This is a genomic window from Streptomyces sp. NPDC001480 (genome assembly GCF_042894725.1).
GTDB lineage: Bacteria > Actinomycetota > Actinomycetes > Streptomycetales > Streptomycetaceae > Streptomyces.
Window position 1 is genome coordinate 49,083 of the sequence record NZ_JBIAVX010000004.1, and the last position, 14,377, is coordinate 63,459.

At 71.8% G+C, this 14,377-nt stretch carries 11 protein-coding genes; 8 read left to right on the forward strand and 3 right to left on the reverse strand.

Annotation, left to right across the window (positions count from 1 at the left end; all coding sequences use genetic code 11):
- Positions 1-88: 88 nt before the first annotated feature.
- Positions 89-370, reverse strand: a complete 282-nt coding sequence (locus ACFY01_RS10610) for an antitoxin (RefSeq protein ID WP_390735317.1) — start codon at positions 368-370, stop codon at positions 89-91.
- A gap of 25 nt (positions 371-395) precedes the next feature.
- Positions 396-683: a hypothetical protein gene (locus tag ACFY01_RS10615; RefSeq protein ID WP_390735318.1), complete on the reverse strand. Its 288-nt coding sequence runs from the start codon at positions 681-683 to the stop codon at positions 396-398.
- A gap of 182 nt (positions 684-865) precedes the next feature.
- On the opposite strand from ACFY01_RS10615, the gene miaA reads away from it, so the two are divergent.
- From miaA to hflX, 6 genes are all read left to right on the forward strand, one after another.
- Positions 866-1,804, forward strand: a complete 939-nt coding sequence (miaA, locus tag ACFY01_RS10620; RefSeq protein ID WP_390735319.1) for a tRNA (adenosine(37)-N6)-dimethylallyltransferase MiaA — start codon at positions 866-868, stop codon at positions 1,802-1,804.
- 108 nt (positions 1,805-1,912) lie between these two features.
- Positions 1,913-2,416 carry a hypothetical protein gene (locus tag ACFY01_RS10625; RefSeq protein WP_390735745.1) on the forward strand — a complete coding sequence of 168 codons (504 nt, stop codon included), beginning with the start codon at positions 1,913-1,915 and terminating at the stop codon, positions 2,414-2,416.
- A 142-nt stretch (positions 2,417-2,558) separates the two neighbouring features.
- Positions 2,559-3,428, forward strand: coding sequence for a diaminopimelate epimerase (dapF, locus tag ACFY01_RS10630; protein ID WP_390735320.1), 870 nt, complete (start codon positions 2,559-2,561; stop codon positions 3,426-3,428).
- A 283-nt stretch (positions 3,429-3,711) separates the two neighbouring features.
- Positions 3,712-5,916 (forward strand): RelA/SpoT family protein, encoded by a 2,205-nt coding sequence (locus ACFY01_RS10635; RefSeq protein WP_390735321.1) that lies wholly within the window; start codon positions 3,712-3,714, stop codon positions 5,914-5,916.
- 92 nt (positions 5,917-6,008) lie between these two features.
- Positions 6,009-7,526 carry a M1 family metallopeptidase gene (locus ACFY01_RS10640; protein ID WP_390735322.1) on the forward strand — a complete coding sequence of 506 codons (1,518 nt, stop codon included), beginning with the start codon at positions 6,009-6,011 and terminating at the stop codon, positions 7,524-7,526.
- 188 nt (positions 7,527-7,714) lie between these two features.
- Positions 7,715-9,205 carry a GTPase HflX gene (gene hflX, locus ACFY01_RS10645; RefSeq protein ID WP_390735323.1) on the forward strand — a complete coding sequence of 497 codons (1,491 nt, stop codon included), beginning with the start codon at positions 7,715-7,717 and terminating at the stop codon, positions 9,203-9,205.
- 112 nt (positions 9,206-9,317) lie between these two features.
- On the opposite strand, the gene ACFY01_RS10650 is transcribed toward hflX, so the two are convergent.
- Entirely contained in the window at positions 9,318-10,535 is a 1,218-nt protein-coding gene (locus ACFY01_RS10650; RefSeq protein WP_390735324.1) for a trypsin-like serine peptidase, read from the reverse strand.
- 289 nt (positions 10,536-10,824) lie between these two features.
- On the opposite strand from ACFY01_RS10650, the gene ACFY01_RS10655 reads away from it, so the two are divergent.
- Together ACFY01_RS10655 and ACFY01_RS10660 are read left to right on the forward strand one after the other, a co-directional pair.
- Positions 10,825-12,324, forward strand: a complete 1,500-nt coding sequence (locus ACFY01_RS10655; RefSeq protein ID WP_390735325.1) for a diaminobutyrate--2-oxoglutarate transaminase family protein — start codon at positions 10,825-10,827, stop codon at positions 12,322-12,324.
- Positions 12,325-12,388: 64 nt separating this feature from the next.
- On the forward strand, positions 12,389-14,377 hold the full coding sequence (locus ACFY01_RS10660) for an IucA/IucC family protein (protein ID WP_390735326.1): 1,989 nt from the start codon (positions 12,389-12,391) through the stop codon (positions 14,375-14,377).

Here is a 14,377-nt window from a genome sequence, read left to right on the forward strand (position 1 = left end):
GCCGGGCCCGGACCGGGCGGCGCGAACGGCGGACGGCCGGGAGCCGTCCCGCTCCGCGGCCGTCCGCCGATCGATGGATCGCTGCCGGTCAGGAAACCGGCGGCGGCACGTCCGGTCCCGTGCCGGGCCCGTCGTCGCTCGCCTGCGTACCGCCCTTGTGCGCGAACCGGTCCATGGCGCCCTTGGCCTTCCCGGTGCCGGCGTGGATCTTGTCGCTGTACTTGCCCTTGGTCCGCTCGTCCACGGCCTTCGCGGCCCTGTCGATGCCGTGCTCGATCTTGTCGATCGTGTCCCCGTGCTGGTGCGCGAAGTGCGACATCTTGTCCTTGGCCGGGGCGAGCCTGCTCTTCAGATTGTGCAAGAGACCCATTGATCCACCTTCCCTCGCGGGGCGGTCACGTACGGGCGCCGTCACCGGCCTCGTTGTCGGCGGCCACCTCGGCGGACTGCTGTTTGGGGATCTCGGTGGCCTCGGCGGCAGCCGCCTGGCCGGTCTCCCCGCCGTCGGAGGACGCGGCGTCCGTCGCCGTGGCCCCGCTCTCGGTCGTCCCACTCTCGGCCGCCGCCTCCTGCGGCGATCGCTCCGCCTCGGACCCGCCCGACCCCGCACCGGTCTGCGGCTCGGTGGCCGACGCCTCCTCCGTCGCCTTCGACCTCCGCAAAAGTCGCGCAAAAACACCCATATCTACTCCATACGTTACTCGTGCGGGCGAATCCCGCGTAGCCCGGTGCGCCCGTTTGCGCGACCCGGCTCACCGCCTCCGGTAAGCGGGCGGCAGGTATCTCGCAACGGGCAACGACCCCGGACCCGCGTCGTCACGTAACTCGTTCGAGGCGCGGCGGGGAGGTTTGCGAGACTGGTCCGGTGAGCAGTGCATCTCCCACCCCCCGCGTCATCGCCGTCGTCGGACCCACCGCGGCCGGAAAGTCCGATCTGGGCGTCTTCCTGGCCCGGCAGCTCGGCGGTGAGGTCGTCAACGCCGACTCCATGCAGCTCTACCGAGGGATGGACATCGGCACCGCCAAGCTGACGCCCGAGGAGCGCGACGGCGTCCCGCACCACCTGCTGGACATCTGGGACGTCACCGTCGCGGCGTCCGTCGCCGAGTACCAGAAGCTGGCGCGCGCCCGCATCGACGCACTGCTCGCCGAGGGACGCTGGCCCATCCTGGTCGGCGGCTCCGGTCTGTACATCCGGGGAGCGGTCGACAACCTCGAGTTCCCGGGCACCGACCCCGAGGTCCGCGCCCGCCTGGAGGACGAGCTCGCGCTGCGCGGATCCGGCGCGCTGCACGCCCGGCTGGCCGCCGCCGATCCCGAGGCCGCACGCGCGATCCTGCCCGGCAACGGCCGTCGCATCGTCCGGGCCCTGGAGGTGATCGAGATCACCGGCCAGCCCTTCACCGCCAACCTCCCCGGTCACGACTCCGTCTACGACACCATCCAGATCGGTGTCGACGTGGCCCGCCCCGAGCTCGACGAGCGCATCGCGGGCCGGGTCGACCGCATGTGGGAGGCGGGGCTCGTGGACGAAGTGCGCGCACTGGAGGCGCGGGGCCTGCGCCAGGGGCGTACGGCGTCGCGTGCGCTCGGCTACCAGCAGATCCTCGCGGCGCTCGCCGGGGAGTGCACCGAGGACGAGGCCCGGGCCGAGACCGTACGCGCCACCAAACGCTTCGCGCGCCGCCAGGATTCATGGTTCAGGCGCGACCCCCGGGTGCAGTGGTTGAGTGGGGCCGCCGCGGACCGCAAGGAACTTCCCCAGCTCGCCCTGGCGTTGGTCGAACGACCGGTCACAGCCTGATCACGTGATGGCATCGGGATGCGCCGCCGGTCATCCCGGCCTCCGACGCCGTGCCATCATCGAGCTTCGATCGACCAAGTGGAGTCCTAGTTGGGAGGGCGCGTGGCGATGGAGGCCGGCCCTCGCGACACCGCACGAAGCACCGAGTACGTCACCACCGACGGCGGCGAACCGGAACAGGGCGAGGACCGACTCAGCCCCGACGGACCGGACGAGACGCCGGACGGTGTGACCGCCGACGGCCCCGAGCCCGAGGAGATGTTCGCGGGCGGCCCGGAGGTCGAGGTCGAGCTGCGTCCGCAGCGCCGGCTGCGCATCTGGCAGCTCGCGCCCATCGTGGGCCTGGCCGCGGGCGGCTCCCTGATGTTCGCCTTCCCACTGGCCTTCGACTTCGGCGACAGCGGCGCCGTCATCGCCATGCTGGGGCTGCTGATCTGCTCCTGCGCCGCGGGCTGGGGCATGATGGCCGCGCGCCGCGTCGGCTACACCTGGCCGGGCCTGCCGGCACGTGGCTCGGGCCGCCGCGCCGACTGGCGGGTCGTGCTCGGGTACGTGCTGCTGGTGGCCGTGGTGGCGGTACTCGCCGTGTGGCGCGTGGCAAGGCTTCGCTGAGGCGCTCCGACGAGGGGCGCGGGTCCGGTGTCGACATGCGGCTCGGCCGCGCGGGCGCGACCAGCCGCACACGGCCCGCACCGTTCCTGTCGGTGCACCGCTCCATGGGCCCACCAGCGGAGCGCTCCCGTACGATCGAGGAATGAGCACGCGGATCGCCTTCCTCAAGGGTCACGGCACGGAGAACGACTTCGTGATCGTCCCGGACCCCGAGAACGCCCTCGACCTGACCCCGGCCGCCGTGGCCGCCCTGTGCGACCGCCGCGCCGGCATCGGTGCCGACGGCGTGCTGCACGTCGTGCGGTCCGCCGCCCACCCGGAGGCCAGGGACATGGCGGGCGAGGCGGAGTGGTTCATGGACTACCGCAATGGCGACGGCTCGATCGCGGAGATGTGCGGCAACGGAGTGCGGGTGTTCGCGCGCTACCTCCAGCACGCCGGGCACGTGGCCGAAGGGGACACCTCGATCGCCACGCGCGGGGGCGTGAAGACCGTCCACATCGCCAAGGACGGGGACGTCACCGTCGGCATGGGCAGCGCGCGCCTGCCCGAAGGAGACGTCACGGTGAGCGTCGGCGAGCGCAGCTGGCCCGCACGCAACGTGAACATGGGCAACCCGCACGCGGTTGCCTTCGTCGACGACCTCGCGCACGCCGGTGACCTGCTCGCACCGCCGCCCTTCAGCCCGGCCGCCGCCTACCCGGACGGGGTGAACGTCGAGTTCGTGGTCGACCGCGGCCCGCGCCACGTCGCGATGCGCGTGCACGAGCGCGGTTCCGGCGAGACCCGCTCCTGCGGCACCGGCGCGTGCGCCGTCGCTGTGGCGGCCGCGCGCCGGGACGGCGCCGACCCGGCCGTCACCGGCACCCTGGCGACCTACACGGTCGACGTACCCGGCGGGCGACTGGTGATCACCGAGCGGCCGGACGGCCAGATCGAGATGACCGGACCCGCCGTGATCGTCGCCGAGGGCGAGATCGACGCCGAATGGCTGGAAAACGCGGTCCGTTGACCATATGAATCGTGGTCCCGACCGGCCCCGGACATCCGATTCCAGCTTTCCGGTGGCCGGTTCAATTCGAAACGACGGCTGGTCGACGACCGTGTGGCGGAAAACCGTAAACCTCTCAGCCGTCGCACGAATGGGTGATCCGTTTCACGCTCGGCGAGAGGCGGTCGGTCGGGCGTGGTGGGCTCGGTAGCATCAAGCACCGGCACGGACGGGGGAACGTCGCCATCCCTGAGCCGTGTATGCCCTGGGGGCCCGTCCGCCGGTCCACGAGCCGGAGGTGCCCATGAGTGCGGAGGCCACGAACCCTGCGAGCCCTGGCCCTGTAGCCCCTACAGTGCCCCGCAGGAAGGCCCGCCCCCGGATCGACCTGCGCAGACTCGGCCGGGCCGCGCTGCTCGGCCCCGGCGCCCGTGACAGGCTGCCCGACGCCATCGGCCACGTGGTGGAGGCGCACCGCGCCCACTACCCCGACGCCGGCCTCGAACCCCTGCGCCGCGCCTATGTCCTGGCCGAGTCCTCGCATCGCGGCCAGATGCGCAAGAGCGGCGAGCCGTACATCACGCACCCGCTCGCCGTGACCCTGATCCTCGCCGAGCTCGGCGCCGAGACCACGACCCTGACGGCATCTCTGCTCCACGACACCGTCGAGGACACCGATGTGACCCTGGATCAGGTGCGGGAACAGTTCGGCGAGGAGGTTCGTTATCTCGTCGACGGGGTCACGAAGCTCGAAAAGGTCGAGTACGGGGCCGCCGCCGAATCCGAGACCTTCCGCAAGATGCTGGTCGCGACCGGCAACGACGTCCGCGTGATGTCGATCAAACTCGCCGACCGGCTCCACAACATGCGCACCTTGGGCGTGATGCGCCCCGAGAAGCAGGCGCGCATCGCCAAGGTGACCAGGGACGTCCTGATCCCGCTCGCCGAGCGTCTCGGTGTCCAGGCCCTCAAGACCGAGATGGAGGACCTCGTCTTCGCGATCCTCCACCCCGAGGAGCACGCACACACGCGCGGGATGATCGCCGACAACGCGAGCCGTCCCGACGACCCCCTCGCGGAGGTCGCCGACGAGGCCCGCGCGGTCCTGCGCGAAGCCGGGATCCAGGCGGAAGTCCTCATCCGCCCCCGGCACTTCGTCTCCGTCCACCGCGTCGCACGCAAGCGCGGGCAGCTGCGCGGCGCCGACTTCGGCCGGCTGCTGGTGCTGGTCAACGAGGACGCGGACTGCTACGGGGTGCTGGGCGAGCTGCACACCTGCATGACCCCTGTCGTCTCGGAGTTCAAGGACTTCATCGCCGTACCGAAGTTCAACCTGTACCAGTCGCTGCACACCGCCGTCGCACGCGCGGACGGGCAGGTCGTCGAAGTCCTCATCCGCACCCACCAGATGCACAAGGTCGCCGAGGCCGGGGTCATCGCGCTCGGCAACCCGTACGCGCCTCCTTCGGAGGAGCAGGCCGCGGGCGACGAGCGCGTCGACCCCACCCGCCCCGGATGGCTCTCCCGCCTCCTCGACTGGCAGCAGGCGGCACCCGACCCCGACACCTTCTGGTCCACCCTGCGCGAGGACCTCGCCCAGGACCGCGAGATCACCGTCTTTCGGCCCGACGGCGGCACGCTGGGCCTGCCCGAGGGCGCCACCTGCGTGGACGCCGCCTACGCGCAGTACGGCGAGGACGCGCACGCCTGCATCGGCGCGCGCGTCAACGGTCGGCTGGCGACCCTGAGCACGGTGCTCGGAGACGGCGACACCGTTCAGCTCCTCATGGGCCAGGACCCCGCCTCCGAGCCGTCCCGGAAATGGCTGGACCACGCCCACACCCCGGCCGCCCGCATCGCCATCCAGCGGTGGCTGGCCGCCCACCCGGAGGGCGGCGACGCGGCGGCGCGGGAGGCCGGCGAGGGCCGCTGGAGCGGTGTGGAGACCCCCGGCGGGGCGGACGGCACCACGGGCCAGCACTCCGAAGCGGCGGCCGACCGGGATTCCCGTCCCGGGACCGGTCCCACCGTCGACGTTTCCGCCCTCCGCCCCGCGGCGGCCAGCGTCGTCGTGGACCGGCCCGGGGCGACCGTCCGGCTCGCCGGGTGCTGTACGCCCGTACCGCCCGACGAGGTCACCGGGTTCGTCGTACGCGGCGGCGTGGTGACCGTGCACCGCGTGGAATGCGCCGGAGTGGCGCGCATGAAGAGCGCCGGGCGCGCGGAGGTCGGCGTGCGCTGGGGTGACACCACCGAGTGCCGGGTCACGCTGGTCGCCGAATCGTTCGGCCGCCCCCATCTGCTCGCCGACCTCACCGAGGCGATCGCCCTCGAAGGCGCCGAGATCGTCTCCGCCACCGTCGCCCCGCCGAGCCAGCAGCGCGTCCGCCACACGTACACCCTCCAGCTCCCCGACGCGGCCCACCTCCCGGCCCTCATGCGCGCGATGCGGAACGTGCCGGGCGTGTACGACGTCGGCCGAGCGCAGCACCAGGGACCCGATTCCTGAGTCACGCGTCCCGGCAACCCGGCGGCCCCCGTTCGGGTGGGCCGGTCGCGCGCCGTCGCGGCGGGGCGGGCGCGTGCTGGTAGCCGTGGTCCATGCTGCTCACGCCCCGCATGCCGGACCGGCGACCCGGCGCCGCCAGTGCCCGACCCGCCCCCCGCCGCCGCAGGAGGGCCGCCGTCCTCCTCGCCTCCGCGGTCTCCGCCTGTCTCCTCGCCGCGAGCGCTCCCGCCGTCCCGCTGGGCGTCGGCGACCGGCTCTACCCGTACCTGGGCAACCCCGGATACGACGTGGCGTCGTACGACCTCTCCTTCACCTATCCCGGCGACAACGACAAGCCCCTCCAGGCCGTCACCACGATCCACGCCTGGACGACCGCCCCGCTGGAGCGGCTCAACCTCGACTTCGCGCACGGCACCGTCGAGTCCGTCCAGGTCGACGGCAGGCCCGCGGCCTTCACCGGCGCCGGCGACGACCTGGTGGTCACACCAGGGACGCCGCTGGCCGGGGGCAGCTGGACGCGGATCACCGTGCGGCACACCAGCGACCCCAGAGCCGTCCAGGACCGGGACGGCGGCTGGGTGCGGACCGCCGACGGGCTGGTCATGGCCAACCAGGCCGACGCCGCGCACCTGGTGTTCCCGTGCAGCGACCACCCCTCCGACAAGGCGATGTTCACCATCCGGGTCACCGCGCCCAACGGCTACACGGCCGTCGCCAACGGCATTCCGGCCGGCGTGACCAGGGCCGGCGGTTCCACCACCTGGACGTACCGGACCCAGCACCCCATGGCCACCGAACTCGCACAGGTGTCCATCGGCCGTTCCGCGGTGCTGCACCGCACCGGACCGCACGCCCTGCCGGTGCGCGACGTGGTCCCCGCCGCCGACCGCAAGACACTCGAACCCTGGCTCGCGAAGACCCCGGATCAGATCGCCTGGCTGGAGAGCAAGATCGGTCCCTATCCCTTCGAGACGTACGGCGTGCTCATGGCCAAGGCCGCCACCGGCTTCGAACTGGAGACACAGACCCTCTCCCTCTTCGAGAAGGACCTGTTCACCGATCCCGCCTACCCCAGGTGGTACGTCGAGTCGATCATGGTGCACGAGCTGTCCCACCAGTGGTTCGGCGACAGTGTGAGCCCTCGAACCTGGTCCGACGTATGGCTCAACGAGGGACACGCCACCTGGTACGAGGCCCTCTACGCGGAGGAGAAGGCGCACAAGCCCATGGTCGACCGCATGAAGGCGGCCTACGGTGCCTCCGACCGCTGGCGCGCCTCCGGTGGCCCGCCGGCGCTGCCCAAGCCGCCCGAGCCCGGCCAGAAGATCGGCATCTTCCGGCCCAACGTGTACGACGGAGCCGCGCTGGTCCTCTATGCCCTCCGCCAGGAGATCGGCCGCCCCGCATTCGAACGCCTGGAGCGGGTCTGGGTGAGTCAGCACCGCGACGGCACGGCGACCACCGCCGACTTCACCCGGCTCGCCGCCGACCTCGCCGGCCGTGACCTGACCGGCTTCTTCCAGGCCTGGCTGTACGGCGAGAAGACCCCGCCCATGCCCGGTCACCCGGACTGGAAGGCGGCGGCGCCGCAGCGGGTGGCGAAGAAATAGCGGGGCGCCCCCGCACCCGCCGGGAATAAGGCGGTGACGAGACGGGCCGTGCCGTGCGACCATCTTCGGGTCGGCGCGGCACGGTCACGGGAATCTCCCGGGGTACTCGTGCGTTGTCGAAAGTGACGGACGGGGCCGCCAGCGCACCGTCGCCGTCCACCGGATTCCCTCATCGACGTAAGGATCAAATGACCTCCTCTTCTTCCCCTTCCCAGGACACCAAGCGCTTCGCGCACGCCTATCCCGAAGGTCTTCGGGCCGATGCCCTGATGGAAGAGGACGTCGCCTGGAGCCACGAGATCGACGGAGAGCGGGACGGCGACCAGCTCGACCGCTCCGAGCGCGCGGCCCTGCGCCGCGTCGTGGGTCTCTCCACCGAACTCGAGGACGTCACCGAGGTCGAGTACCGCCAGCTCCGCCTGGAGCGGGTCGTCCTCGTCGGGGTGTGGACCACCGGAACCGCCCAGGACGCCGACAACTCCCTCGCGGAGCTCGCCGCCCTCGCGGAGACCGCCGGTGCGGTCGTGCTCGACGGCGTCATCCAGCGCCGGGACAAGCCCGACGCGGCCACCTACATCGGCTCCGGCAAGGCCGCCGAGCTGCGTGACATCGTCCTCGAAACGGGCGCGGACACCGTCATCTGCGACGGTGAGCTGAGCCCCGGCCAGCTGATCCAGCTGGAGGACGTCGTCAAGGTCAAGGTCATCGACCGTACGGCCCTGATCCTGGACATCTTCGCCCAGCACGCCAAGTCCCGGGAGGGCAAGGCGCAGGTCGCGCTCGCGCAGATGCAGTACATGCTGCCGCGGCTGCGAGGCTGGGGTCAGTCGCTGTCCCGGCAGATGGGTGGCGGTCGCGGCGGCCTCGCCACGCGCGGTCCCGGTGAGACCAAGATCGAGACGGACCGGCGCCGGATCCGCGAGAAGATGGCGAAGATGCGCCGGGAGATCGCGGAGATGAAGACCGGCCGCGAGGTCAAGCGCCAGGAGCGCCGGCGCAACAAGGTGCCGTCCGTCGCCATCGCGGGCTACACCAACGCCGGTAAGTCCTCCCTGCTCAACCGTCTCACGGGCGCGGGCGTGCTGGTCGAGAACGCCCTGTTCGCGACCCTCGACCCGACCGTGCGCCGGGCCGAGACCCCGAGCGGGCGCGTGTACACCCTGGCCGACACGGTCGGCTTTGTCCGGCATCTGCCGCACCACCTGGTCGAGGCGTTCCGCTCCACCATGGAGGAGGTCGGCGACTCCGACCTGATCCTGCACGTCGTGGACGGTTCGCACCCGAACCCGGAGGAGCAGCTGGCCGCCGTGCGCGAGGTGATCCGGGACGTCGGCGCCACCGACGTGCCCGAGATCGTCGTGATCAACAAGGCGGACGCGGCCGATCCGCTGACCCTCCAGCGGCTCATGCGGATCGAGAAGCGCTCCATCGCCGTCTCGGCCCGCACCGGCCGGGGCCTGACCGAGCTGCTGGCGTTGATCGACAACGAGCTGCCCAGGCCGTCCGTCGAGATCGAGGCGCTGGTGCCGTACACGCACGGCAAACTGGTCGCCCGTGCCCACACCGAGGGCGAGGTGATCTCCGAAGAGCACACCGCGGAGGGCACCCTGCTCAAGGTGCGGGTGCACGAGGAACTGGCGTCGGACCTCGCGCCCTACTCACCCGCCCCCGCGCTCTGACGCACCACCGCTTCGACGCACAACAGCTTCGACGCACAACAGTGAAGGCCCGCCCCCGCTTGCCGCGGGGGCGGGCCTTTCGCGCACCGGCGTCAGGCCGGCCCGCTGAGCCCTACCGGCCCGCGAACTGCTTGCTGACCTTGCTGTACACGCCCTCGGCCACGTCACCCAGCCGCGGACCCGCCAGCCAGCCCGAGGACACCGGGCCGATGGAGGTGTTGGAGACCAGCGCCGGCTTGCCGTCCGAGCCCGTCTCCACCCAGCCGCCGCCGGACGAACCACCCGTCATCGTGCACCCGATGCGGTACATCGTCGGGTCCGACTTCTGGATCGACAGCCGTCCCGGCTTGTCCTGGCACTGGTACGCGAGCCGGCCGTCGTACGGCGCCGCCGCCGGGTAGCCGGTCGCCGTGATGCTCTGCACCTTCGGCACCGCCGGCGCGTTGAAGTTCACCGGGAGCGCCGAACCGACCGTCTCCTCCAGCGACTTGCCGCCGTTGCCCTGTTCCGGAGTGACGTGGATGACGGCGAAGTCGTACGAAGCGCCGTTCCCGCCGGTCTCACCGCCCTGCGCGATCCACTGCTGGGAGGTCTGCGCCGCATCGGCCCACCACACCCCGTACGGCGCGACCTGGTCCCTGCCGGCGCTCTCCAACTGCTTGGCCGTCATGCCGGTGTTGTTGTACGACGGCACAAAGGCGATGTTGCGGTACCAGCCGCCGTTCTTGCCGGCGTGCACACAGTGGCCCGCCGTCCAGATGAGGTTGGACTTGCCCGGGTGCGCCGGGTCCTCCACGACCGTGGCCGAGCACACCATCGTGCCCTCGGGGGAGTCGAAGAAGACCTTGCCGGCCGTGGCCGCGTTGGCGTGGTACGGCGCCCGCACCGCCTGTGCCTTGACCGGAGCCGGCGTCGGATCCGTCACGCCCTGGTCACCGGAGATGTCGTTGTCGTCGACACCCTTGTCCGGGTCGTTGGCGTCCCGCATGCGGTCCGGGTCCCACAGGCCCTTGATGATCGGGTTGATGAAGTCGTTGGCCTCGCGCAGCCAGTCGTCCTTGTTCCAGTTCTTCCAGGCGCCGTGCTTCCACTTGTCGATGTCGATCCCGTGCTCTTTGAGCCTGTTCTTGATGTCGTCCGGGATCTTGATCTTTCCGTCGCCGCTGGTCGCGACGGCGGTCGGCTTGCTGTCGGCGTTGTCGTCACCGTTGCAGGCGGTGGCGGTCAGCGCGAGCGCCGAGGCGAGGGCGACGGCCGCCAGCACGGGGGAGGTTCTGCGGGGCCCGCCCCTCCCTCGTCGGACGGTGGACGACGGCCGTATGGATCGCATGGTCTTGACTCCCCCTGCTGTAAAGGAACTCGGCGCTGTGCCCGCGTGACGCGGCGGAACTCATGGGGAGTTCACGCCGGTCTCACGGACGTCTGGGAACGGCATCACACACTATGCGCTCGCTGTGGGGGACTTCCGACGGAACGGCAACGGTTCCGTCACGGTAAGGATCTTGAAGCAACCCGTAACCGGGGGGCCGGTCGGAGGTTGGTAGCGGTGGGGGGCCTGCTGCCTGTGCGCGGTCCCCTTGAGGGAGCAAGTCGCCTCTGGACAGCGGGAGGACAAGGCCGTGGCCGTGACGGAATCGGTGTCCGGGGGAGCGTGCGGAGCGCACGAGGGGATCCTGCGGCGTCAGTCGGCGCGCGAGTCCGCGGCGCGCACCTACGCCCGCGCCCTCCCCATCGTGCCGGTCCGGGCGCGCGGCCTGACCATCGAGGGCGCCGACGGCCGCCGCTACCTGGACTGCCTCTCCGGTGCGGGAACCCTCGCCCTCGGCCACAACCACCCGGTCGTCCTGGAAGCGATCCGCAAGGTCCTCGACTCGGGCGCCCCGCTGTCCGTCCTCGACCTGGCTACCCCGGTCAAGGACGCCTTCATCACCGAGCTGTTCCACACCCTGCCGCCCGGTCTCGCGGACCGGGCCCGCGTGCAGTTCTGCGGCCCCGCGGGTACGGACGCCGTGGAGGCCGCGTTCAAGCTGGTGCGCGCCGCGACCGGCCGCTCCGGCATGCTGGCCTTCACCGGCGCCTACCACGGCATGACCGCCGGCGCCTTGGCCGCGTCCGGGGGCGCCTGCGACGTACGGGTCGCCCGCCTGCCCTATCCGCAGGACTACCGCTGCCCGTTCGGCGTGGGCGGCCCGCGCGGCGCCGAACTCGCCGCACGCTGGACCGAATCCGTCCTCGACGACCCCAAGTCGGGCGTGCCACTGCCCGCCGGGATGATCCTCGAACCGGTCCAGGGCGAGGGCGGAGTGATTCCCGCCCCGGACGACTGGATGCGGCGCATGCGGCAGATCACGGCCACCCGGTCCGTCCCGCTGATCGCCGACGAGGTCCAGACGGGAGTCGGACGGACGGGCACCTTCTGGGCGGTGGAGCACAGCGGTGTCACGCCCGACGTGATGGTCCTCTCCAAGGCCATCGGCGGCAGCCTTCCCCTCGCCGTGATCATCTACCGCGACGACCTCGACGTGTGGGAACCGGGCGCCCACGCGGGCACCTTCCGCGGCAACCAGCTCGCCATGGCCGCGGGCACGGCCACACTCGCCCACGTCCGCGAGAACCGACTCGCCGAACGCGCCGCCGTGCTCGGCTCGCGCATGCTGTCCCAACTGCGCTACTTCAAGCAGGAGTTCTCCTGCGTCGGTGATGTGCGGGGCCGGGGGCTGATGATCGGCGTCGAAGTGGTGGATCCGGAAGGAGAGGGTCAGGCGGGCGTGCGGGCGGGCGGAGCGACGGACGCGTACGGGCAGGGCGAAGTCCCTCCGGTGCCGGGCCCGGGTCCCGGTCCGGCAGGCGGTCCGACAGAGCCTGCCGCCGGACCACGGAGTCCCGGCAGCCCGCGCCCCGCAGCCCCCGAGCTCGCCGCCGCCGTCCAGCGAGAGTGCCTGCGCCGCGGCCTGATCGTCGAACTCGGCGGCCGTCACTCCAGCGTCGTACGACTCCTGCCGCCCCTGACGATCAGCGACGAGCAGGCCGCCGCCGTACTCGACCGCCTCGCCGACGCGGTCGCGGCCGTGTCCCGCGGACTCTCCCGTACCGCCGGAGCCGCCAGGACCCGGACCTGAGGCACACCCCTCCGCCCACCGCGCCGCCGAGCGCCCCCCTCGCACTAACCCCGGAGGACCAGACTTGAACGCCACCCCGGCACCGAACGGCCGTGCCCACGTCCCCCACCCCCATGCCCACCGCCTCCCTTCTCCACCCGTACCACCCCCAGCCGAACCGGCCGCCGAATCGGTGCCCCCTCTGACATCGCGATCACCGGAAACCGAACCGGCGCGCGTCGTCACCGCCGATCCTCCGGACCACCCCGATCACCCCGATCTTCTGGACCACCCCGACCCGCACACCGCCGCGCAGGCCGCCGCCGTGGAAAACCTGCTCCGCTGCTGGGTACGCGAGACGGACCACTTGGCACCGGACACCGGCGCTCTGCGCATCCCGTTCCCCGCCAGCGGCACCGCTGTGATCACCCAGGTCCACCACTGGTCCCCGACCGGCTGGCACCGCTTCGGACCGCCCCGGTTCGCCGACGCCCCCGAGAGCGCCCCACCGCTCGACGCGGTGACGCTCGCGGCCCTGATCAGCCGGGAGACACACGGGCGAACCGACGGCACCGACGCGGGCCCGGACGCCCTGGCCGCCGACGGCGGTGACCTCGTCGCACGCGTGGCAGACTCCCTCCGCCGCACCGTCACCTTCATCAGCGACCGGCAGGCACGCCCCGCCGACGGCCCCGACCGCTTCCTGGCCGCCGAACAGGCGCTGCTGCTCGGCCACCCTTTCCACCCGACCCCGAAGAGCCGTGAGGGCCTGACCGACTCCGAAGCACTCCTCTACTCACCCGAACTACGCGGCTCCTTCCCCCTGTACTGGATCGCCGTCGACCCCTCGCTGCTCGCAACCGACTCGGCCTGGACCGAAAGCGGCCGACCGGTGCCGGCCCACCGGCTCACGTCCCGGCTCGTCGGCCAGGGGCTGCCCCTGCCCGACGGATACGCCGCCCTGCCCGTGCACCCCTGGCAGTGGCGCGAGGTCCGACACCGCGACTCGACCGCGGCCCTCCTCGACGCCGGCCTGCTCAGACCGCTCGGCACCCACGGATCCCCCTGGCACCCCACCTCCTCCGTACGGACCGTCCACCAGTCCGGCGCCGCCGCCATGCTCAAGCTGTCCCTCGGCCTGCGGATCACCAACTCCCGCCGCGAGAACCTCCGCAAGGAACTCCACCGCGGCGTCGAGGTGCACCGCCTGCTGCGCGGCGGCCTGTCCCGGCAATGGCAGGCCGCTCACCCGGGCTTCGACATCGTCCGCGACCCGGCATGGCTGGCCGTCGACGACCCGCACGGCCGGCCCGTGCCCGGGCTCGACGTGGTGATCCGGCACAACCCGTTCACCCCGTCCGACGACGTCTCCTGCGTCGCCGGACTCGTCTCACCCCGGCCCGACGCCCACCCGGCCACCGGCGACGACCCCTCGAGCGCCGGGACGCGGCCCCTCCGCTCCCGGCTGGCCGTTGTCGTCACACGGCTCGCCGAGCGCACGGGCCGCCCCCGTAGCGCCGTCGCCGCCGAGTGGTTCCTGCGCTACCTGGAGCAGGTCGTGCGGCCCGTCCTGTGGCTGGACAGCGAGGCGGGCATCGCCCTCGAGGCCCACCAGCAGAACACCTTGCTCCTCCTGGACGGCGACGGCTGGCCGGCGGGCGGCCGCTACCGCGACAACCAGGGCTACTACTTCCGCGAGTCCCGGCGCGCCGAACTCGACGCGCGCCTGCCCGGAATCGGCGTGCACAGCGACACCTTCGTCTCCGACGAGGTCACCGACGAACGCTTCGCGTACTACCTCGCCATCAACAACGTACTCGGCCTCATCGGCGCCTTCGGATCACAGCACCTCTCGGACGAACACCTGCTGCTCGCCGCCTTCCGCCGGTTCCTTGCCGACGTGGCCTCCGGCCCCGCCCCACTGCGAACCGCCCTGCCGGCCCTTCTGCTCGACTCGCCCGTCCTGCGCTGCAAGGCCAACCTGCTGACCCGGCTGCACGGCCTCGACGAGCTGGTCGGCCCGGTCGACACCCAGTCCGTCTACGTCACCATCGCCAACCCCCTCCACCCCTGA

Coding starts and splice junctions, on each gene's coding strand:
- ACFY01_RS10635 (WP_390735321.1), top strand. CDS start 3,712: ATGAGTGCGGAGGCCACGAACCCTGCGAGCCCTGGCCCTGTAGCCCCT.
- dapF (WP_390735320.1), top strand. CDS start 2,559: ATGAGCACGCGGATCGCCTTCCTCAAGGGTCACGGCACGGAGAACGAC.
- ACFY01_RS10615 (WP_390735318.1), bottom strand. CDS start 683: ATGGGTGTTTTTGCGCGACTTTTGCGGAGGTCGAAGGCGACGGAGGAG.
- hflX (WP_390735323.1), top strand. CDS start 7,715: ATGACCTCCTCTTCTTCCCCTTCCCAGGACACCAAGCGCTTCGCGCAC.
- ACFY01_RS10625 (WP_390735745.1), top strand. CDS start 1,913: ATGGAGGCCGGCCCTCGCGACACCGCACGAAGCACCGAGTACGTCACC.
- ACFY01_RS10650 (WP_390735324.1), bottom strand. CDS start 10,535: ATGCGATCCATACGGCCGTCGTCCACCGTCCGACGAGGGAGGGGCGGG.
- ACFY01_RS10640 (WP_390735322.1), top strand. CDS start 6,009: ATGCTGCTCACGCCCCGCATGCCGGACCGGCGACCCGGCGCCGCCAGT.
- ACFY01_RS10610 (WP_390735317.1), bottom strand. CDS start 370: ATGGGTCTCTTGCACAATCTGAAGAGCAGGCTCGCCCCGGCCAAGGAC.